Source organism: Streptomyces sp. NPDC005962, from assembly GCF_040629205.1.
Classification (GTDB): Bacteria; Actinomycetota; Actinomycetes; order Streptomycetales; family Streptomycetaceae; genus Streptomyces.
In genome coordinates this window covers 118,547-139,152 of the sequence record NZ_JBEXVE010000022.1, presented here as the reverse complement: position 1 = coordinate 139,152, position 20,606 = coordinate 118,547, and the positions used below count along the sequence as shown (strand labels likewise).

The window sequence follows — 20,606 nt, the reverse complement described above, 5'->3', positions numbered from 1 at the left end:
GCGGCTGGCGTCAGCGGGTCTCGCTCGCGGAGACCCGGTCGCCGGCCGTATCGGCGGCCTGGGGTTCGGCCTCGCCCGTCCCGGCGGCGCCGTCGATGTTCTCGGCGGGAGCGGCCGGGCCGATCCGGAGCTCGAAGTCGCCGTCGTACTTCTCGTGTCCGGCGATGACGGCCATCTCGACCGCCTCCTCGCCCTTCTCGCCCCGCACGATCAGCGGGTCGCGGCGCAGGTCCTTCAGCAGGGCCCAACACAGGCCGACCATCACCAGGGTGAAGGGTGCGGCCACCAGGATCGTCAGGTTCTGCAACCCGGTGAGCGCGTCGTCACCGCCGCCGCCGACCAGCAGCATGACGGCCGCGACCGCGCCCGTGGTCACGCCCCAGAAGATGACGACGAACCGGCTCGGCTCGAAGGAGCCCTTCTGCGACAGGGTGCCCATCACGATCGAGGCGGCGTCCGCGCCGGAGACGAAGAAGATACCGACGAGGATCATCACGATGACGCTCATGATGCTCGCCACCGGGTACTGCTCCAGCACGCCGAACAGCTGGCCCTCCGGAGTCGCGTCCTTGCTCAGTTTGCCCGCGGCCTGGAGCTTCATCGACGAGCCGCCGAAGATCGCGAACCAGATCAGGCTGACCGTGCTCGGCACCAGGATCACACCGCCGACGAACTGCCGGATGGTGCGGCCGCGGCTGATCCGCGCGATGAACATGCCGACGAACGGCGTCCAGGAGATCCACCAGGCCCAGTAGAAGACCGTCCAGTCGCTCAACCAGGTCGCGACCGTCTGGCCACCGGTCGCCTCGGTGCGGCCGACCAGCTGCGGCAGGTCACCGATGTAGCTGCCGATGGAGGTCGGGAGCAGATCGAGGATGATGATCGTGGGACCCGCCACGAAGACGAACACGGCCAGGAACAGCGCCAGCACCATGTTGATGTTGGACAGCCACTGGATGCCCTTGGCGACGCCCGAGACGGCGGAGGCGATGAACGCGACCGTCAGCACCGCGATCACGGTGACCAGCAGCCCGGTTCCGACGTCGCTCTTCCAGCCGAGCACCTCGACACCGCTGCCGATCTGCAGCGCGCCGAGCCCCAGGGACGCGGCGGAGCCGAAGAGGGTCGCGAAGATCGCGAGGATGTCGATGACGCGGCCGGCCGCGCCGTTGGCGTGCCTGCTGCCGATCAGCGGGGTGAACACGGCGCTGATGGTCTGTCGGCGGCCGCGCCGGAAGGTGCTGTACGCGATGGCCAGGCCCACGACCGCGTAGATCGCCCACGGATGGAGCGTCCAGTGGAACAAGGTCGTGGACATGGCGATCTGCATCTTCTCGGCCGAAGTCCCGGGGTCCGTCCCGGGCGGCGGGGTGATGAAGTGCGCCAGCGGCTCACTCACCCCGTAGAACATCAGGCCGATGCCCATGCCCGCGCTGAACATCATCGCGACCCATGAGACGGTCTTGAACTCGGGTTCCTCGCCTTCCTCCCCGAGCGTGATCTTGCCGTAGCGGCTCATCGCCAGCCACAGCGCGAAGATCACAAAGCCGGTGGCGGCGAGGATGAACGCCCAGCCACCGTTGTGGATCAGTCCGGACAGCATGCTGTCCGAGACACTCTCCAGAGTGTCGGTGAACAGGGCTCCCCAGATCACGAACGCGAGGGTGAGCCCGGCGGATACGCCGAACACCACGCGGTCGGTCTGGGGAGCCGGAGTCGGGTCGGGACTGCCGGGAAGGTCTGCCGTGACCGGAGGGTCATTTCTCACGTCCCCCGTGTCCTTCTGTGTCTCCGTCACGCATGAACCTTTCACTTGGGTTTAATGAGACGAAGTTGCGGCTACCCAATAGACGGATACGTATGTCAGCGCAACGCCCCCCGTGTCAGCACGTGTTCACGGGCTGACCTGCGGTGAGGTGGTAGGCGGCGCGGTCGTCCAGCAGCAGCGGGACGAGGGCCCGCAGCGGCTGTCGCAGCGGTACGAGGACATCGTGTCCGGCGCCCCGGAGTGCCTTCGTGCGTATCCCGTGAAGGCCCAGCTCATCCCGTACGTCGGCGTACTGCGCGGCGTCCAGCCGGTAGCCGCAGGGCGGGTCCTGAAGGACGGCGCCGTCCTCGGCCGGGTCGTTGTCGGCGCCGCCGAGGTACACCGGCCCCCGGTCCGCGTAGCCGGACAGCCGGGCCGCCGTCGTCGCGGCCTCTATCCGGGCACGCCGGTCGCGCACGAAGTCGAAAGCACCGCCCAGGGCGGCGAGTTGGGAGCCGACCCGGCGCTTGTTGTTGACGGCGGGGTCGGCCTTCTCGGCGTCGGTGAGCGGATCGACGCGGGTCTCGACGAGCTGCCCGACGCTGTTCTTGACCCCGGCGGTGTTCCGCAGGATGCGCTCCTGGCCGTCGCCCGCGATCTGCTTGACCGGCTCGCCGGTCTCCGGGTCGGTCCAGATGCCGTAGACGCCGGTGGAGTAGCCCCCGGCCTCGGCGTGCGGGCGCGCGTACCTCTCCGAGAGGGTGCGCGACTCGCGGTGTACGGGGGCGGCGGTGTTGAGGTTGCGCGGCCACAGGGCCAGCAGGTCCTTCATGTAGTACGGGACGGTGGCGCCGTACTCGTGGAGGTCGTACACGGTGTCCGGCCGCCAGTCGCGGATGACGCGGGTCATGGCGCGGGCCTCGGCGGTGGTGAGCGCGATGTGGTCGCGGTTGATGTCGGTGCCCTGGGAGTTGCCGCGGGTGTCGGCGGCCCGGCCGTCGGGGTTGGCGGTGGGCACGACGAGGACGTTCGTACGCTCCAGGAAGCGGCGGGTCTTCGCGTCCTTGGCGTAGGCGAGGTCGCGGACGGTGGTCAGGCAGGCCTCGCGGCCTGACGGTTCGTCACCGTGCTGGGAGCAGATGAGCAGCAGGGAGTTGCCGCGGGCGGCCCGGGCGGCGTCGGCGGGCGCCGCGGGGGCGCCGATCCGCACCAGGTTGAGGGGGCGTCCCCGCAAGGTGGTGCCGATGGTGTCGACGGCGACGCGCGCACTGGCCCGGTCGACGGCCGCGAGGAAGTCCGCCTCCTCCTCCTGAGTCGTCCAGCGCGCGCCCTGGCTGGTCTCGAAGCCGGTGCGCGGCGGCGCTCCGGGCTCGGCCCGTGCGGGCTCGGCCAGCAGCGATCCGGTGAGCAGCGCGCCGAGCGCGCCGCAGGCGGCGGCGGTGCGGATGAGGGGCGCGGGTGAGAACACGGTGCGGACCTCCGGTGGGGTTACGGGAACGGTGCGGGTGAGGCGCCCGGGTGCGGGCGCCTCACCAGGTGCGTCAGGGACGGATCAACGCAGCGGCAGGGGCGACTCGACGCTCGGGGTGCGGACGCCGCGCAGCCGCTCCGGGGCCGCCCCGGGCGCGGCGCCGTCGGCCCGCAAGGAGCCGGTCAGCGGGAGGCGGGCCGCGGTGCTCTTAAGGTCGAGGGTCAACCGGGGTGTGGTGGTGGGCGGTTCGAGGAGTCCGGCGTCCGTACCGGCGATGATCAGGCCCAGCCGGTGGCCCGCCGGGACGACATGGTCGCTGGCGGCCAGGTCGAGGGTGAGGGTGTACGGCTTGCCGGGGGTCAGCGGGCGGCCCTTGCGGGGGTCGGCGTAGTGGCCGAGGTCGGCCCAGCCGCGGCTGAAGACGGTGTAGTCGACCGCCTTGGTGTCGGCCGCGGTCACCTTGAAGCAGGCGCTGTCGCCCGCCGTGCTGCTCCCCCAGCAGGTGCGGTTCTCCAGGGTGACGATGCCTTCGCCGTTCGCGCCGTAGTCGCGGATGGTGTCGGGGCCGAGGTCGACCAGGGCCGCGGTCAGATGGGCGCTGGTGGTGGAGGGGGTGGCGGTGACCGTGACGGTGCCGGAGCCGGACAGCCGCAGGTCCTTCGTCAGCGGCGGCGTGGTGAAGCCCGCCTTGGCCGGGGTCGGCCGGTCGATGTCGGCGGCCCAGTCGGTCTCGCTCAGCCGGGGGTCGTCGGTGAAGGCCGCGGTGGCGCCGGGCGCGGCGCGCTCGGTGCCGAGGACGCCCACCCCGGGGGTCGTACCGGGGGCAGGGCGCAGGGTGGTCTGGCGGGTGCCGGACGGGGGCCAGACGCGGTCGGTGGACCACTGGTCGGGGGCGCGTTCGACGTCGGCCATGGGCGTGCGCTCGATGCCGTTGTCGAGGCCGAGGAGGTAGTGGTCGAACCAGCGGTGCAGCGTGCTGACCCAAGGGCCGCGCCGGAAGTCGAACGGGTCGACGTGTCCGGTCTGCGACAGCCAGATCTTGCGCTCCACGCCCGCGTCGGCGAGCGCGTTCCACCACTGTCCGAGGTGCTTGGTGCGGACGTTGAGGTCCTGCATGCCGTGGACGGCGAAGACGCTGGCGCGCACCTTGCGGGCGTCGGGCACGTAGTCGCGGGCGCTCCACAGGCCGGTCCAGTCGCCGGTGCGCGGGGCGCCGTCGACGAGACGTTTCTGTACGGCGGCGCAGCGCCCGTGCGCGGCGTCGCTGCCGACGGTGTCGGCCAGCCCGTCGGGGCCGGAGTCGAAGAGGGCCGCGCCCTTGGCGAAGTAGTAGTCGTACCAGGAGGAGATGGCGCCGATGGGCACGATGGTCTTGAGGCCCTTGACGCCGGTGGCGGCGACGCCGTTGGCGATGGTGCCGTCGTAGCTCTTGCCGATCATGCCGGTGCGGCCGTTGCTCCAGGACGCCTTGACGGGCTTGCCGCCCGCCGCCGCGCTGTATCCGGTGGCGCGGCCGTTCAGCCAGTCGACGACGGCCTTGGCGGACTGGATGTCGGAGCGGCCGCCGATGTCGGCACAGCCGTCGGAGCGGTTGGTTCCGACGAGGTCGACGAGGACGGTGGCATAGCCGCGCGGGACGAAGTAGTTGTCGTAGAAGAGCGGGAACAGGACCGGTTTGCCGTCGGCGTCATAGGTCTTGGTCTGACTCTCGTTGCCGCGTCCGCAGCAGGAGTAGTACGGACTTGCGTCCATGATCACGGGGATCTTCCGGCCCTGCCGGGCGGGCTCGCGCGGCCGGACGATGTCGACGGCGACCCGGTCGGTCCTGCCGTCCGCGTCGCCGTCGAGCTTGGTGTCCACCCAGACGGATTCGCGTATGGCGTCGTCGTACGAGTAGACGGGTCTGCTCTCCCGGACCGGGGCCGCGTGGGCCGGTGAGGTGCCGAGGGGAGACAGCGGGAGGAGGGTGGCGGCCACCAGTGCGGTGACCGCCGGAACGAGGTGCCTTACCCAGTGGATGCGGGGTTTCCGCCTACGTAGCAGCACGGGCCGGACGTTAGCGCGAGTGAACTCCTGTGCAGAAGAGGGCGAACGGTGTGGCGCGGTGCGGGGCCCGTGTGGCGGCTGGATGTCGATTGCATGTCAGATAACGGATGGACGGGATGTACGCATGGGGAGTACATAGAGTCGCGAGTGATCGTTCGTGATCGTTCTCCCCTACGAGTTGGAGGACTCGTGCGTCACCACAGACTCATCGTCCCGAGCGCGGCCGCGGCCTGCCTGCTGCTGGCGATCCCGGCGTCGGCGGCCGAACCGGCGCCCGGCGCGCCCGGCATCGGGGACTCCTACTACCCCTCGTACGGCAACGGCGGATACGACGTCTCCCACTACGACCTGCGGCTGAAGTACCAGCCGAAGACGGACCGCCTGGACGGCACGGCGACGATCATCGCCGACGCCAAGCAGGATCTGTCCCGCTTCAACCTCGACTTCGCGCTCGATGTGCGCGAGGTGCTGGTGGGCGGGAAGAAGGCGGCGTTCACGAAGACCGGCGACCACGAGCTGGAGATCACCCCCGCCGCGGCGCTCGACTCCGGCCGCCCCTTCACCGTCGTGGTGCGCTACAGCGGTACCCCGTCGAAGGTGGAGGCGGGCGGCTTCACCAGCTGGCAGCGGACGCCGGACGGCGGGGTCGCGGCCAATGAGCCGGAGTCGGCGTGGTGGTGGTTCCCGAGCAACGACCATCCGCTGGACAAGGCCACCTACGATGTCTCGGTCGCGGTGCCGGACGGTACGCAGGCCATCAGCAACGGCGTCCTGGCGTCGAGCGGTTCGCAGCTGGGCTGGACCCGCTACAACTGGCGCTCGGCCAAGCCCCAGGCCACGTATCTGGCCACGCTCGCGGTCGGCAAGTTCGACATCACGACGGACACCACCGCGAGCGGGCTGCCCGTCGTCAACGCCTACAGCAAGGACCTGGGCGAGAACGCGGGCGCGGCCCGGGCGAGCGTCGAGCGGACGGGCGAGATCGCCGACTGGGAGTCCACGGTCTTCGGCCCGTACCCCTTCGAGGCGGTGGGCGGCTACGTGCCGAACGTGTCCGCCGGATTCGCCCTGGAGACCCAGACCCGGCCCTTCTACGGCCCGAAGAAGTTCGCCAAGGGCGCGAACGTGTCGGTGGTCGTGCACGAGCTGGCGCACCAGTGGTTCGGCGACAGCGTCTCGCTGAAGGACTGGCGCGACATCTGGATCAACGAGGGCTTCGCGAGCTACGCGCAGTGGCTGTGGTCGGAGAAGGAGGGCGAGGGCACGGCACAGGAGCTGGCGGACTACACGTACGGCTCCTACGCGGCCGACGACCCGTTCTGGAAGGTCGAGCCGGGCGACCCGGGTGCGGACAACCAGTTCCATGAGGCGGTCTACGACCGGGGCGCGCTGGCCCTCCAGGCCCTTCGGAACCGCATTGGCGACAAGGCGTTCTTCGCGATCCTGAAGGGGTGGACGACGGAGCACCGCTACGGCAACGCCTCGGTGAAGGACTTCGTGGCCTACGCCGAGAAGGTCTCGGGGAAGCCCCTCTCCGCGTTCTTCGACACCTGGCTGTTCACCCCGTCCAAGCCCGGGGCGGCACAGGCGCGGGCGGCGGAGCTGGCCGCGGCCAAGGCGTCGCCGGTGCGGCCGAAGTCCTGGCAGCGGATTCAGGCGGCGCACAGCGAGCGGTGATCTAGTCCCAAGCCGCCCGTTCCCGGCCCCGATGTGCGAGGGGCCGGGAACGGGCGGTCTGTTTTATGGGGTGCTGCTGACCGGACGCAGGGTGAGGGTGTAGTCGTACGCCTTGTCGGCCTTGACCCGGTACTGGTCGCGCACCGGGTTCGGGGTGTCGCCGACGCCGGTGACGTCGTGGTCGGCGTGCAGGGTGTTCCAGCCCACGTTGCGCTTGAGGAGATGCGGGTACGCGGCGCGGTCGAGGTCGTCGTACGCGGTGGCGCCCGCCTGGAGGTCACCGGAGACCAGCAGCCCGGGGCCGCCGCTCCCGTCGGTGAGGGACGCCCAGCGCACGTCGTCGTGGTTGCCGTGGTCCTGCGGCTTCAGATACTCCTCGTACTGGTCCTCGACCGTGGACGACCACACCCCCATGGGCGCGCCGTCCTTGCGGTCGTTGTAGTTCTCGACCGGGCCGCGGCCGTACCACCGGAACGTGTCGTACCGCTCCGGCACCTTCAGCTTCATGCCCACCCGCGGCAGGTACGACAGCTTGCGGAACTCGCCGCGCGCCTCCACCTTGTGCTGGACGCGCATCTTGCCCGAGCCATCGACGCGGTAGGTCATGGTCTGGTCGAAGGACGCGTTGGTCGCCTCGGGCGGCGCGACCGTGGTCGTGAAGCCGACGCTGACCGTGCCGTCGTCGCCCGGGGTCACGTCCGTGCCCGTGACGGTGGCGCGCAGCCGGTCGAGGCCGAGGGAGCGCCACTGCTTGCCCTCCGCCGTGCCCCAGTCGGAGCGCTCGTTGCTGATCGGGGCGCGCCAGGCGTCGAGTTCGGGGCCGGACGTGAGCAGCTCGCGGCCGCCCGCGCGCATCGAGGTGAGGGTGCCCTTCTTCTTGTCGAAGGTGTAGCGGAAGTCCGGTCCGGTGACCTCGACCGTGTCGTCCTTGTCGGCGACGGTGGCCTTGCCGTCGCTCGTACGCGCCTGCTCCGGCTCGGGGACCTTCGTCCCGCCGACCTCGAACTGGCCGAAGGAGACCACGTGTCCGGCCTTCGCCCAGTTGGCATCGTGGGCGGTCACCGCCTGGACAGTGAGGTAGCGCTCGTAGCCGCCGGGGTTCGGTGGCGGAGCGGGCAGCTGGACGTCTTCGCTCGCGTCGGGCCCGACGTCGAGCGCGCGGGTTCCGCTCGCGACGGTCTTGGCGCCCTCGGTCACCTTCCAGCGCAAGCGCAGGTCGGAGGTGCCGGTGAAGACGCGCTCGTTGGTGACCTTGACCCGGCCGGTACGGGCGTCGGCGTCGGTGATCCGGATCGGCGCCTGCACCCAGGCGAGCTGGGCGGTCTCCGGTTCCGGCTTGCGGTCGGCGGTGACCAGACCGTCCACCCCGGATTCGTAGAGGCCGTACGACAGATAGTCGCCCTTGCGCTGGAAGTCGTCGAAGTCCAGGGCGATCAGGGCGTCCCGCTTGGGGTCGGCACCGGCGGCGAGCCGGGCCGCGCCGAGCGCGGTGCCGTAGACGCGGACCTGGTCGATGGTGCCCTTGGCGGTGCGTCCGGGGTAGCCGTCCTCCATGGTGTCGGCGTTGCGGCCGACGCCGAGGTCGTAGCCGGTGTAGTCGATCCGGCCGCTCCACGCGGTCTCGGCGAGCTGCTTGCCGTCCACGTAGAGGCGCAGCGCGCCGCCGTCGTAGACGCCGGTGACGCGGTGCCAGCCGCCGGTCCAGCCCTCGGGGACGTCCGCGGTCACCGTGCGGGGCTTGGCCTCGCTGGTGATCGTGAACTCCAGGGTGTCGGCGTCCTTCATGCGCAGCACGTACTGGTCGCCCTTGCTGACCATGGTGAAGTCGCCGGTGAACGGCTCGGCCGGCTTGACCTGGGCGTCGAGGGTGACCGCCGTGCCGGTCAGGTCCAGCTTGGGGTCGCGGTAGGTCTCGACGAAGTCGTCCAGGCCGGACAGGTACAGGGCCTTGCCGCTGTGGCCGTCGACGACCTCCGGCTTGCCGGAGAGGCTGGCGGCGATGCGGTTGCCGGAGGAGTCGGGGGTGGTGATCAGAGGGCGCTTGATGTTCTGCTCGGCCCAGTCCCAGATGAAGCCGCCCTGCGCCCTGGGATATTTCCGCATGACCTCCCAGAACTCCCGGAAATTCCCGAGGCTGTTGCCCATCGCGTGGGCGTATTCGCCCATCACGATCGGCTTGGTGAAGGTCTTGGCCTTGGACTCGAGGGACGCGGGCGTGGGGTAGCGGGGGCCCGCGACGTCGGCGAAGGGGGCGTCGCCGTCGGGCCGGTTGGGCTGGTGGTACAGCGGCCGGGTCGGTTCGTTCTTCTTCGTCCACTCGGCCATCGTGTAGTGCGCCTTGCCGAGCCCGGCCTCGTTGCCGGTGTCCCACATGATGACGCTGGGGTGGTTCTTGTCGCGCTCGACCATGCCCTGGTGGCGCTCCAGGAACGCCTTCTGCCACTCGGGCTTCTCGGCCAGGCAGTTGTCCGGGCAGTCCTCGAAGCTGTGGGTCTCGACCTCCATCTCGTCGTCGATGAGGATGCCCTCACGGTCGGCGAGTTCGTAGAGGTACGGGTCCGAGGGGTAGTGGGAGGTGCGGATCGCGTTGACGTTCAGCCGCTTCATCAGCCGGACGTCCTGCTCCATGCGCTCCCGGGTGGCGTACCGGCCGGTGGTGGGGTCGGTCTCGGCGCGGTTGACGCCCCGGATGAGGACGCGCTTGCCGTTGAGCTTGAGCTGCTGGTCCTTGACCTCGACCTCGCGGAAGCCGACGCTCTGCCGGACGGTCTGGGTGGCTCTGCCGTCGGCGTCGCGCAGCTTCAGCACCAGCTGGTACAGGTTCGGCGTCTCGTCCGACCACTTGGCGGGGTTCTTCACCTCGGCCGTCAGCTCGGCCTTGCCGTCCGTCTCGTCGGCGGTCAGCCGCCGCACCTCGCGGCCGTGCGGGTCGTAGAGCACGCCCGTGACCCGCTGCCCGCCCTTCTCGCCGCCCTCGGCGCGCGCGATGTCGACCTGGGCGCGCAGTGTGGCGTCCCGGTAGTCGGCATCGAGGTCGGTGGTGACGTACGCGTCCTCCATCCGGGTCTTCGGGGTGGAGTACAGCGACACGGAGCGGAAGATGCCCGCGAAGCGCCACTGGTCGTAGTCCTCCAGGTACGAGCCCGCGCTCCAGCGGTGCACCTGGACGGCGACGCGGTTGTGGCCGGGCCGCAGATAGTCGGTCACGTCGAACTCGGCCGGGACGTAGCCGCCCTGGTCGTAGCCCACGTAGCGGCCATTGACCCAGACGAACGCGGCGGAGGTCATGCCGTCGAAGCGGAGCACCTGGCGCCGTCCGTCCCAGTTCCTCGGGACCTGGACGTCCTTGAGGTACGCCCCGGTGGGGTTGACGTCGCGCGGGACCTCCGGGGGCTTCTCCGGCACCATCTCGCCGTCGATGTTCCGGAAGATCGGGTGGTCGAGGTCGTCGGTCTGCCAGGTGTGCGGGACCTTCACGCGCTGGAATCCCTGGGAAGAGGACGCGTCGTAGTCCTCCTTCCAGAAGCCCTTGGGCGCGTCCTCGGGCTTGTCGGCGAGGGCGAACCGCCAGCTGCCGTCGAGGCTGCGCTGCCACTTCTCCGCGTCCGGCCCGGTGGGCTTCAGCCGGGTGTGCGGGGGCTCCTGGCCCTCCCCGGTCTTCTCCGGATCTTCGAGGTAACTGTGCACGTCGGCGGGGTACTTGCCCGCGTCCGGTGCTCTTCCGGCGGCGCTGTCCGCCGTGGTGAGGGCGGCTCCGAGGGCGGTGGCCATGGCGGCCGCCACCGCTATCAGTCGTGTGCCGTACCTGCCGCGTACCGTACCCAATCCGACCTCACCTCACATATTCGCAAGAAAACCAACACGCCTGAACAGCGAGGCACGTTATTGGCCGGGTAAAGAGAGCGTCAACGGTGCGGACCGATCTCTGTGCGATCGGATAAGGGCGGAAGGTTTCACAGCGATGATGAGACAGCAATACTGATGCACCCGATCGGGCAGCACACCGGAGAGCGAGGCGACGCGCCGATGACCACCCCTGACAGCGAGGGGCCGACCAGCGAGGAACCGACCCTCACCGTCGACGAACTGGCGGCCCGGGCCGGTGTGACCGTCCGTACGATCCGCTTCTACGGCACCCGCGGCCTCCTCCCGCCGCCCGCCATCGGCCCGCGCCGGGTGGGGCACTACGGGCCCGGGCATCTGTCGCGGCTCGCGCTGATCGAGGAGTTGCAGCACCACGGCATGACGCTCTCCGCCATCGAGCGCTATCTGCGGCAGCTCCCGGCGGACCTGAGCGCCGACGACCTCGCCATCCACCGCGCCCTCGTCGCCTCCTGGGCCCCCGAGGCGCCCGAGGAGGCGACCCGCGAGCAACTGGCCCGGCGCGCCGGGCGCGAGCTGTCGGACGAGGACGTCGACCGGCTGGCCGCCCTCCACGCGCTGGAGCGCACGGACAGACCGGACGTCTTCCGGGTCGACCCCGGCGTGCTGCACCTGGGGCTGCGGCTGCTGGACGTCCCGATCGACCTGGAGACGATACTCGCGGCCCATACGGTCGTCCTGGAGCACAGCCGCTCCGTGGCCCGCGAGCTGGGCAGGCTCTTCCGCGACGAGGTGTGGGGCCCGGAGCGGGAGCCGGAGTCCGGCGGCGGGGCGGAGCGGGTGGCGGCGAAGAAGTCGCTGTCGGCGGATATGCAGCCGCTGGTGGTGCAGGCGCTGGTGATCGCGTTCCAGCGGTCGATGAAGCAGGAGCTGCGGGCCTGGTACGGGACCGACTGACGCCTTGTGGGGTGTTTCCCGGGTGTTCGCTCAGGCCTGTACGAGGGCTGCGGCCAGCTCGGCGGGGCGAGTGGCGAACGGCGAATGGCTGCCCGGCAGCGTCCGTACGGTGAAGGGCTGGTCCGGCATCGCCGCGTCGGCCTCCGCGATCATCAGGTCCTGTACCGCGGGGGTGAGGGCCCAGTCCTCGGCACACCGCAGGTAGGTCCGCGGGATACGGCCCCACCGCTGAGCGGTGAGGGCGACCGGGGTGGTCGGTATCGCGAACGGCATATCGGGGCTCAGGGCGTGGCGCCAGCGGGCGAAGGCCCCGGCGGGGACGTCGTGGTAGTAGGCCCGCCGCAGCTCCTCCGCGTACGCGGGGTCGGCGGACACCGGATTGATGCGGAACGCGCCGAGGGCCTCCGGGTCGCCCACCATCAGCCTCTGGCCTCGGGTGGTCGCGGCCTGCTCCGGGGCGGCCATGTAGTCGGCGAAGCGGGGGCGTCCTGCGGGCACGACGGACGTCAGATAGACCAGCTCGTCGACGAGTTCGGGAGCCTGCTCCGCGGCCAGTGAGGCGGAGACGCCACCGGCGCTGTGCGAGACGAGGACGACCCTGCGGTGGCCGCGCACCGCGCGCAGCGCCGAGACGACGGACCCGGCGCACTCCTCCAGGGTCAGCCCGGCCAGCGCGGACTTCTCGGTCGCGAACCCCGGCTGACCGGGCTCGTGGTAGCCCGACGGCAGCGGCGCGTCGAAGCCGTGCCCGGGCAGGTCGACGGCGAGGCTCAGGGCGCCGTGCCCGGCCAGGGCGCGCTGGGTGGGCGCCCACTGCCAGGAGGAGTGCCAGGCTCCGTGGACCAGTACGTAGACGGTGTTGCTGATGTTGCCTGTGTTGCTCACATTGCTCACGTTGCTCGCGTTGCTCATGGGGACAGTCCACCCCGCTCAGGGCCTGTCATCCACCCCGATATCTCGCCAACGAGGCGCCGATATCCGCCAGATATCGGCGCCCCGGCCCGGCAACGCCCGTGCGGCCGTCAATCCGTGAAGCGTTCGCCGCGCTCCGCCTTCTCCAGCAGCAGGGGCGAGGGGGCGAACCGCTCCCCGTACGCCGCCTGGAGTTCCCGGGCGCGGGCCACGAAGCCCGCCACGCCGCCCTCGTAGCCGTTGATGTACTGGAGCACGCCGCCCGTCCAGCCGGGGAAGCCGATGCCCAGGATCGAGCCGATGTTGGCGTCGGCGACGGACGTCAGCACGCCCTCCTCCAGCAGCCGCACCGTGTCGAGGGCCTCGCAGAAGAGCATGCGCTCCCGCATGTCCTCGAAGGGGATGCTCTGGTCACTGGTGGTGCCGAAGTGTTCGCGCAGCCCCGGCCACAGCCGCAGGCGCTTGCCGGTGGCCGCGTCGTACTCGTAGAAGCCCGCTCCCCCGCTGCGGCCCGGGCGCTCGAACTCCTCGACCATGCGGTCGATGACGGCGTCGGCCGGGTGCGGCCGCCACTCGCCGCCCGCCTCCAGCGTCGCGCGCCGCGTCTCCTCACGAATCCTGCGCGGGAGGGTCAGGGTGAGTTCGTCCATCAGGGAGAGCACCTTGGCGGGGTAGCCCGCCTGGGCGGCGGCCTGTTCGACCGAGGCCGGGTCGATGCCCTCGCCGACCATCGCCACGCCCTCGTTGAGGAAGTGGCCGATGACGCGCGAGGTGAAGAAGCCGCGGGAGTCGCTCACGACGATCGGGGTCTTGTTGATCTGCCGCACCAGGTCGAACGCGCGGGCCAGCGCCTCTTCGCCGGTGCGCTCGCCCTTGATGATCTCGACCAGCGGCATCTTGTCGACGGGCGAGAAGAAGTGCAGCCCGATGAAGTCACCGGCGCGCTCCACCCCCTCCGCCAGCACCGTGATCGGCAGGGTGGAGGTGTTGGAGCAGAGCAGGGCGTCCGGCGCGACGATGGGCTCGATCTCCTGGAAGACCTTGTGCTTGAGCGCCGGGTCCTCGAAGACCGCCTCGATGACGGCGTCACAGCCCGCGAGGTCGCGCGGGTCGGCGGTCGGGGTGATGCGGGCCAGCAGCGCGTCGCGCCGGGCCTCGCTCGTACGGCCCTTGGCGACCGCCTTGGCCAGCAGCCCTTCCGCGTACGCCTTGCCCTTGGCCGCCGCCTCGTCGGAGACGTCCTTCAGCACGACGTCGATACCGGCCTTGGCGCAGGCGTACGCGATGCCCGCGCCCATCATCCCGGCGCCCAGCACCGCGACCTTGCGGACCGTGCGCGGCTCGATCCCCTGCGGGCGGTTGGCACCGGAGTTGACCGCCTGGAGATCGAAGAAGAACGCCTGGATCATGTTCTTGGCGGTCTGGCCGGTGACCAGCTCGGTGAAGTACCGGGCCTCGATGGTCTGTGCCGTCTCGAAGTCGACCTGTGCGCCCTCGACCGCGGCGGCGAGGATGTTGCGCGGCGCCGGGTAGGGGGCGCCGCTCAGCTGTTTGCGCAGATTGGCCGGGAAGGCGGGCAGGTTGACGGCGAACTTCGGGTCCGCCGGGGTGCCGCCGGGGATGCGGTAGCCCTTCTCGTCCCAGGGCTGCCGCGACTCAGGGTGGGCGTCGATGAAGGCGCGCGCCCGGGCCAGCATCTCCTCCGGCGTCTCCACGACCTCGTGCACAAGACCGGCCTCCAGCGCCCGGCGCGGCGCGTACCGCGTGCCCTGGAGCAGCACCTTGAGCAGCGCGTCGGCGACGCCGAGCAGCCGCACCGACCGGACGACGCCGCCACTGCCCGGCAGCAGGCCGAGGGTGACCTCGGGAAAGCCGATCCGGGAGGCGGGGGTGTCGAGCGCGACCCGGTGATGGCAGGCGAGCGCGATCTCGAACCCCCCGCCCAGCGCCGCCCCGTTGATCGCCGCGACGACGGGCTTGCCGAGCGTTTCGATCCGGCGCAGCCCGCGCTTGATGCGCAGGTTCGTCTCGAAGGCTTGCTGAGCCTGGTCGGGCCCGAGCGTGACCATGTCCTTGAGGTCGCCGCCCGCGAAGAAGGTCTTCTTGGCGGAGGTGACGATGACGCCGCGGATCGCCTCCTGTTCCGCCTCCAGCCGGTCGGCGATCGCGCCGAGCGATTCGATGAAGGCGGCGTTCATGGTGTTGGCGGACTGCCCCGGGTCGTCGAGGACAAGGGTGACGACGCCGTCGTCGCCCTGCTCCCAGCGGATGGTCGAGGCGGTGGCGGGGTTGCTCATGTCACGGTCTCCAGGGGGAGGAAAGGCGGTGGGCGGTGCCCAGGGGTGGGTTCCCCGGTGCGGGACGTCGCGGGTCGGGGCGGAAGGGTCAGAGCCGCTCGACCACCGTGGCGATGCCCATGCCGCCCCCCACGCACAGCGTCGCCAGCCCGTAGCGCTCGTCGCGGCGCTCCAGTTCGTCCACCAGGGTGCCGAGGATCATCGCTCCGGTGGCGCCCAGCGGGTGGCCCAGGGCGATCGCGCCGCCGTTGACGTTGATCTTGTCCAGGCCCAGGCCCATGTCGTCGGCGAAGCGCAGTACGACCGCCGCGAACGCCTCGTTGATCTCGACCAGGTCGATGTCGTCGATGGTCAGCCCGGCCTTGGCCAGGGCCTTGCGGGAGGCGGGGGCCGGGCCGGTGAGCATGATGGTCGGGTCGGCGCCGGAGACGGCGGCGGAGACGATGCGGGCGCGGGGGGTGAGCCCGTAGCGTTCGCCGGTCTCGCGGTTGCCGATGGCGACGAGGGCCGCGCCGTCCACGATGCCGGAGGAGTTGCCCGCGTGGTGGACGTGGTCGATGGCCTCCACCCAGTGGTACTTCTGCAGCGCCACCGCGTCGAAGCCGCCCGCCTCGCCGATCGCCGCGAACGACGGCTTGAGCCCGGCCAGGGACTCGGGCGTGGTGCCGGGGCGGAGGTGCTCGTCGCGGTCGAGGACGGTCAGCCCGGCGCGGTCGCGGACCGGGACCACGGAGCGGTCGAAGCGGCCCTCCTTCCAGGCCTGTGCCGCCCGGTCCTGCGACAGCGCGGCGAAGGTGTCCACGTCGTGGCGGGTGAAGCCGCCGAGGGTGGCGATGAGGTCGGCGCCGATGCCCTGGGGGACGAAGCCGGTCTCGTAGTTGGTCATCGGGTCGGCGAACCACGCGCCGCCGTCGGAACCCATCTTCACGCGCGACATCGACTCGACGCCGCCCGCCAGCACCAGGTCCTCCCACCCCGAACGGACCTTGGCGGCGGCCAGGTTGACGGCCTCCAGGCCCGAGGCGCAGAAGCGGTTCTCCTGGACGCCCGCCACGGTGACCGGGAGCCCGGCCGCGATGGCCGCGACCTTGGCGATGTCGGAGCCCTGGTCGCCGAGCGGGCTGACGACGCCGAGCACCACATCGTCGATCGCCGCCGGGTCCAGCCCGGGAAACCGCCGCCGGATCTCGTGGATGAGGCCCACGACGAGGTCGACGGGCTTGGTGCCGTGCAGGGCGCCGTCGGCCTTGCCGCGCCCGCGCGGGGTGCGGATGGCGTCGTACACGTACGCTTCGGTGCTCACGTCTGCTGCCTTTCGGAGGTGGGCGGTTGGCGCGTCACGAGGGGGATTCGTCGCCGGGCGTCGTCGTCGGCAGGACGTCGGGGACGCCCCAGTCGCGGGCCACCTCGGCGGCGTCCGCGCCGGGCCGGGCGGGGCCGCCGCGCACCCGGCCGGGGGTCGCGGAGAAGCGCGGCGCGGGCGCGGGCTGGGTGATGCCCGCCTCGTCGACGAAGGTGCCGCGGGCGGCGAGTTGCGGATGGCGGGGGGCCTCGCGCAGCGACAGGACGGGCGCGACACAGGCGTCCGACCCGGCGAAGACGGCCGTCCACTCCTCGCGGGTGCGCTCCTTGAAGCGGGCGGCGATGACGGCCCGCAGCTGGTCCCAGCTGTCGATGTCACCGCGGGCGGGCGCCTCGTCGGCGATCCCGAGCAGGTCGGTGAACTCGGCGTAGAACGCGGGCTCCAGCGCGCCCACCGCCATATGGCCGCCGTCGGCGGTCTCGTACGTGCCGTAGAAGGGGCAGCCGCCGTCGAGGAGGTTGCTGGCGCGCCGGTCCTGCCAGCCGCCGGCGGCCATCATGCCGTGCAGGACGGCGGTCAGATGCGCGGTGCCGTCCACGATCGCCGCGTCCACCACCTGGCCGGTGCCGCCGGAGCGGGCGTGCTGGAGGGCGGCGAGGACGCCGACGACGAGGTAGAGCGAGCCGCCCGCGTAGTCCCCGAGCAGGTTCGCGGGCGCCACCGGCGGGCCGTCGGCGGCGCCGGTCATGCCCAGCGCACCGGTGACGGCGATGTAGCCGATGTCGTGCCCGGCCGTGCCGGAGAGCGGGCCCTCCTGCCCCCAGCCGGTCATCCGGCCGTAGACGAGCCGGGGGTTGAGGTCCAGGCACGCGTCCGGGCCGAGGCCCAGCCGCTCGGCGACGCCGGGGCGGTAGCCCTCGATGAGGATGTCGGCCCGCTCGACGAGGCCGAGCGCGGCGTCCCGGCCGCGCTCCGACTTCAGGTCGAGCAGGACGGAGCGCTTGTTGCGGTTGGCGAGGTCGTACGCCGGGTCGACCTTCAGGCCCCCGGGGCGGCCGGGGCGGTCGACGCGTACGACATCGGCGCCCAGATCGCCGAGGAGCATGGCCGCGAACGGCCCCGGCCCGATCCCGGCCAGCTCCACCACCCGCACCCCGGCCAGTGGCCCATGCCCCGTCGCTCCGCCCACCTGCGCTGCCGCCGTCATCCGGGACCGTCCTCAAGCCTCTGTGACACCATTGCTGTAACACCGCCGATGCTAGGAACGCACCCCCCATTCCACAAGCCCCCACCCGGAGCGGGTCGTTCAGCCCGGTGTATCCGCCCGGTCGGCCGTACCCGGACGCTCCCGCAGCAGGTGGTCGCCGGGGAGCGCGGGGTCCACCAGACGGCCCAGCCGTCGCGGCACATCCGCCCCCACCAGCACGATCACCACCAGCGTCAGACCGGACGTCAGCACCGCCAGGGCCTGCCCGAGCGGCATGCCCTCCGCCAGGCGCGCGCCCAGCACCGGGGCCACAGCGCCGCCGAGGGCTCCGGTGTTGTAGACGAAGCCGAGCGACGCGGCGCGGCTCTCCGTGGGGAAGTGTCCGGCGATGTACTTCGGCAGGATGCCGGAGATCCCCTGGCTCAGGGCGAGCAGGCAGAACAGCAGCACCCCCAGCCCCACCAGCGTGTCCCGCACCGCGAACACCGGGAAGACGAAGCACAGCGAGGCGAGCAGGGTGTACGCGTAGGCGCGCCGGGTCCCGAGCCGGTCACCGGCGAAACCGGCCAGCCAGCAGCCGGACATCGTGCCGAAGCCCGCGTAGAACATCGCGTCGGCGACCTGGGAGGGCGCGTACCCCAGCTCGGTCTTGAGATAGGTGGGCAGCAGCGCCTGGATGGGCCAGCTGTAGAGGAAGGCGCAGAAGACGGTCGACATCAGCGCCACGTACAGCAGCCAGCCGCGCCGTCCCCCGAGCTGCGCGGCGAAGGCGAACAGGGCGCCCGCCGCCAGCAGCGACAGCGGCCACCGCCAGCCCGCCCCCAGCGGGGTGAAGACGCAGAACAGCGCGGCGCTCGCGGCCACCGCCAAGGCGGCGTTGAGGTACCCGCGGCCGCCGGTGAACAGGGGCCGGAACGGGTTCGGCCGGGCGGCCCCGGACGCGGCCACCTGCTCGTGCCAGTCCCCCGCCTCCGGGAGCGCGCGCCGCACCCACAGCGCGACGAAGACGGGCAGGACGCCGAGGTAGAACATCCAGCGCCAGCCCCAGGCGGGTACGACCCACTTGTAAAGCTCGGCGGCGAGGATCGTGCCGCCCGCGTAACCGGAGATCAGAAAGCCGGAGGCGCGGTTCCGTAACTGCGCGGGCCAGCTCTCCAGGGCGTAGGTCGCGCTCGCGCTGTACTCACCGGCCATGCCCATGCCAATCAATAGCCGGGCGGTGAACAGGCTGAAGTAGTTCCAGGCGAAGCCGCACGCGAACGTGCCCAGCGAGTAGAGCACAATGCTGGCGATCATCGCGGGTTTGCGCCCGTACCGGTCCCCCATCGCCCCGAGCAGCGCCCCGCCGAGCCAGCGGGTGATGAAGGCCCCCGAGACCAGGCTCGCCGCCGCTGCCGCGCTCAGGTCGAACTCGTCGGCTATCTCGGTCAGCACGAGGGTGATGAGCACGAAGTCGAAACCGTCGAGCAGATAGCCGATCCAGGCGGCGAACAGCGACTTCCACTGGCGCCGGGAGACCTGGCGGCACCAGGGCGGTGTGACAGCCGTCACGACAACAGCCCTCCCTCCAGCAGCAGTTGACGCACCGTCTCCACCGCGTCGTCCCCCAGCGGCACCTGCGGCGCGGCCGTCGCCGGGCAGGCGATGACGCCCAGCAGACGCAGCGCCACCTTGAAGGCGCCGAGCGCCGAGGAACTGCCGCCCATCACGGCCGGGTCACCGGCGTCGGTGAGCGCGAACAGCGCCGCCAGCCGGTCCTGTTCGGCCGAGGCCCGGTCCCAGCGCCCCGCGCGGGCGTGCTCGTAGAGCCGTACGAAGCCCTTCGGATCGACGTTGCCCAGCCCGGGGACGACGCCATGGGCACCGGCCAGCAGGGCTCCGTCCACGGCGAGTTCGGAGCCGGTGAGCACGGTGAAGGAGTCCAGGAGGCCACGGCGGCGGGCCTCCACGAGCAGCCGCCGCAGCCCACCGTCGTCGCCGCTGCTGTCCTTGAGCCCGGCGAGTGTGCCGTCGGCGGCCAGCGGCAGCACGATCCGGGGCGTCAGCTTGGAGTGGACGGAGGCCGGGATGTCGTACGCGAACAGCGGCAGGCCCGCGCCCTCGCGCACCCGCCGGAAGTGGTCGGCGATCTCCACGGGATGGGTCCGGGTGTAGAAGGGCGCGGTGGCCACGATCGCGTCCGCGCCGAGCGAGGCGGCGGTACGGGCGTGGTCCATGACCCGCTCGGTCGCCATGTCGATCGCCCCGGCGAGCACCGGCACCCGCCCGGCCGCCGCCCCGACCACCGTCTCCAGAACGGTACGGCGCCTGCCGTCGCCCAGGTACGCGGCCTCACCGCTCGACCCGAGCGCGAACAGACCGCTCACCCCCGCGTCGATCAGCCGCTCGACGAGGGCGGCGAGGGAGACCGTGTCGACCTCCCCGGCGGGGGTGAGGGGGGTGCACAGGGGCGGGACGACACCGGTGAGCGGAGCCGGAAGACTCATCTGGACCCTGCTTTCTGGACTGCGCACGATCAGGGCAATATGGACGTCGGACGTCCTATGTTTTGGGGGCGAATCTGACTGAGCACCAGCTCGCTGTCAAGTACGCGTGCCTCCAGCGCCCCGTCCGAATACCGCCAGCGATCGCTGCGCCCGCGGACCACGATGAGACCCATGAGCGACAACACGACCTATGAGATCCGGGCCATCGCACCCGAGGTGGCGAAGCGACTGCGCGTCCAGGACGACGCGGGCAACCCCCCGCGCCTGGTGGTGGACGACGAGGAGGGCAACAGCCCGCTGCGCTGCTGCCTCGGCCGGAGCCTGCCGGGCGAGACCATCGTCCTCGTCTCCTACGCCCCGCTGCGCCGCTGGGCCGAGGAGACGGGCGCCGAGCCCGGCCCGTACGACGAGCAGGGGCCGGTCTTCCTCCACGCCGAGGAGTGTGATGGCTGGACCGGCCCCGGCTTCCCGTCCGGCATGTGGGGCGACCACCGGCTGCTGCGCGCCTACTCCGCCCGGGGCAACATCCTCGGCGGCCGGCTGATGGTCGGCGGCGGGCAGGAGTCCTGCGAGGAGACCCTCGCCGAGCTGTACGCGGACCCGGAGGTGGCCGCGGTGCACGTACGCGCCGTCGAGTTCGGCTGCTTCCTCGCGGAGACGCGGCGCGCCTGACCAGCCTCG

Annotated in this window: 13 protein-coding genes; 3 read left to right on the top strand and 10 right to left on the bottom strand. The window is 71.3% G+C overall.

Annotated elements, in window-relative coordinates; genetic code table 11:
* Positions 1-10: 10 nt before the first annotated feature.
* The 3 genes from ABZ370_RS30360 to ABZ370_RS30350 form a co-directional block, all read right to left on the bottom strand.
* Complete coding sequence (locus ABZ370_RS30360; protein ID WP_358626916.1) at positions 11-1,768, bottom strand: BCCT family transporter; 1,758 nt, start codon at positions 1,766-1,768, stop codon at positions 11-13.
* Positions 1,769-1,883: 115 nt separating this feature from the next.
* Entirely contained in the window at positions 1,884-3,215 is a 1,332-nt protein-coding gene (locus tag ABZ370_RS30355; protein ID WP_358626914.1) for a M14 family metallocarboxypeptidase, read from the bottom strand.
* A gap of 84 nt (positions 3,216-3,299) precedes the next feature.
* On the bottom strand, positions 3,300-5,264 hold the full coding sequence (locus tag ABZ370_RS30350) for a Xaa-Pro dipeptidyl-peptidase (protein ID WP_358626912.1): 1,965 nt from the start codon (positions 5,262-5,264) through the stop codon (positions 3,300-3,302).
* A gap of 189 nt (positions 5,265-5,453) precedes the next feature.
* Between ABZ370_RS30350 and ABZ370_RS30345 the strand changes: the two genes are divergently transcribed.
* A complete protein-coding gene (locus tag ABZ370_RS30345) occupies positions 5,454-6,941 on the top strand; it encodes a M1 family metallopeptidase (protein ID WP_358626910.1) in 1,488 nt (495 codons plus the stop codon).
* 63 nt (positions 6,942-7,004) lie between these two features.
* On the opposite strand, the gene ABZ370_RS30340 is transcribed toward ABZ370_RS30345, so the two are convergent.
* The gene (locus tag ABZ370_RS30340; RefSeq protein ID WP_358626908.1) at positions 7,005-10,766 is read right to left on the bottom strand and encodes a glycoside hydrolase family 2 TIM barrel-domain containing protein; all 3,762 of its coding nucleotides are present in this window, start codon (positions 10,764-10,766) and stop codon (positions 7,005-7,007) included.
* 201 nt (positions 10,767-10,967) lie between these two features.
* Here ABZ370_RS30340 and ABZ370_RS30335 point away from each other — a divergent pair, with 201 nt between their 5' ends.
* The gene (locus ABZ370_RS30335; protein ID WP_358626906.1) at positions 10,968-11,720 is read left to right on the top strand and encodes a MerR family transcriptional regulator; all 753 of its coding nucleotides are present in this window, start codon (positions 10,968-10,970) and stop codon (positions 11,718-11,720) included.
* A gap of 30 nt (positions 11,721-11,750) precedes the next feature.
* Here the strand turns inward: ABZ370_RS30335 and ABZ370_RS30330 are convergent, their stop codons facing one another.
* The 6 genes from ABZ370_RS30330 to ABZ370_RS30305 form a co-directional block, all read right to left on the bottom strand.
* A complete protein-coding gene (locus ABZ370_RS30330; protein ID WP_358626904.1) occupies positions 11,751-12,632 on the bottom strand; it encodes an alpha/beta fold hydrolase in 882 nt (293 codons plus the stop codon).
* A 110-nt stretch (positions 12,633-12,742) separates the two neighbouring features.
* Entirely contained in the window at positions 12,743-14,929 is a 2,187-nt protein-coding gene (locus tag ABZ370_RS30325; RefSeq protein WP_358626902.1) for a 3-hydroxyacyl-CoA dehydrogenase NAD-binding domain-containing protein, read from the bottom strand.
* Between the two features lie 88 nt (positions 14,930-15,017).
* Positions 15,018-16,232, bottom strand: coding sequence for an acetyl-CoA C-acetyltransferase (locus ABZ370_RS30320; protein WP_358626900.1), 1,215 nt, complete (start codon positions 16,230-16,232; stop codon positions 15,018-15,020).
* 34 nt (positions 16,233-16,266) lie between these two features.
* Entirely contained in the window at positions 16,267-17,439 is a 1,173-nt protein-coding gene (locus tag ABZ370_RS30315) for a CaiB/BaiF CoA-transferase family protein (RefSeq protein ID WP_358626898.1), read from the bottom strand.
* 99 nt (positions 17,440-17,538) lie between these two features.
* The gene (locus ABZ370_RS30310; RefSeq protein WP_358626896.1) at positions 17,539-18,990 is read right to left on the bottom strand and encodes a sialate:H+ symport family MFS transporter; all 1,452 of its coding nucleotides are present in this window, start codon (positions 18,988-18,990) and stop codon (positions 17,539-17,541) included.
* The gene (locus ABZ370_RS30305; RefSeq protein WP_358626894.1) at positions 18,987-19,925 is read right to left on the bottom strand and encodes a dihydrodipicolinate synthase family protein; all 939 of its coding nucleotides are present in this window, start codon (positions 19,923-19,925) and stop codon (positions 18,987-18,989) included. The genes ABZ370_RS30310 and ABZ370_RS30305 overlap by 4 nt, the downstream gene beginning before the upstream one ends.
* 171 nt (positions 19,926-20,096) lie before the next feature.
* On the opposite strand from ABZ370_RS30305, the gene ABZ370_RS30300 reads away from it, so the two are divergent.
* Positions 20,097-20,597: a DUF1203 domain-containing protein gene (locus ABZ370_RS30300; RefSeq protein WP_358626892.1), complete on the top strand. Its 501-nt coding sequence runs from the start codon at positions 20,097-20,099 to the stop codon at positions 20,595-20,597.
* The last annotated feature ends 9 nt before the right edge of the window (positions 20,598-20,606 follow it).

Bases quoted from the DNA above. Each gene is read 5' to 3' on its own strand.
- ABZ370_RS30335 (WP_358626906.1), top strand. From the start codon at position 10,968: ATGACCACCCCTGACAGCGAGGGGCCGACCAGCGAGGAACCGACCCTC.
- ABZ370_RS30330 (WP_358626904.1), bottom strand. From the start codon at position 12,632: ATGAGCAACGCGAGCAACGTGAGCAATGTGAGCAACACAGGCAACATC.
- ABZ370_RS30325 (WP_358626902.1), bottom strand. From the start codon at position 14,929: ATGAGCAACCCCGCCACCGCCTCGACCATCCGCTGGGAGCAGGGCGAC.
- ABZ370_RS30315 (WP_358626898.1), bottom strand. From the start codon at position 17,439: ATGACGGCGGCAGCGCAGGTGGGCGGAGCGACGGGGCATGGGCCACTG.
- ABZ370_RS30305 (WP_358626894.1), bottom strand. From the start codon at position 19,925: ATGAGTCTTCCGGCTCCGCTCACCGGTGTCGTCCCGCCCCTGTGCACC.
- ABZ370_RS30300 (WP_358626892.1), top strand. From the start codon at position 20,097: ATGAGCGACAACACGACCTATGAGATCCGGGCCATCGCACCCGAGGTG.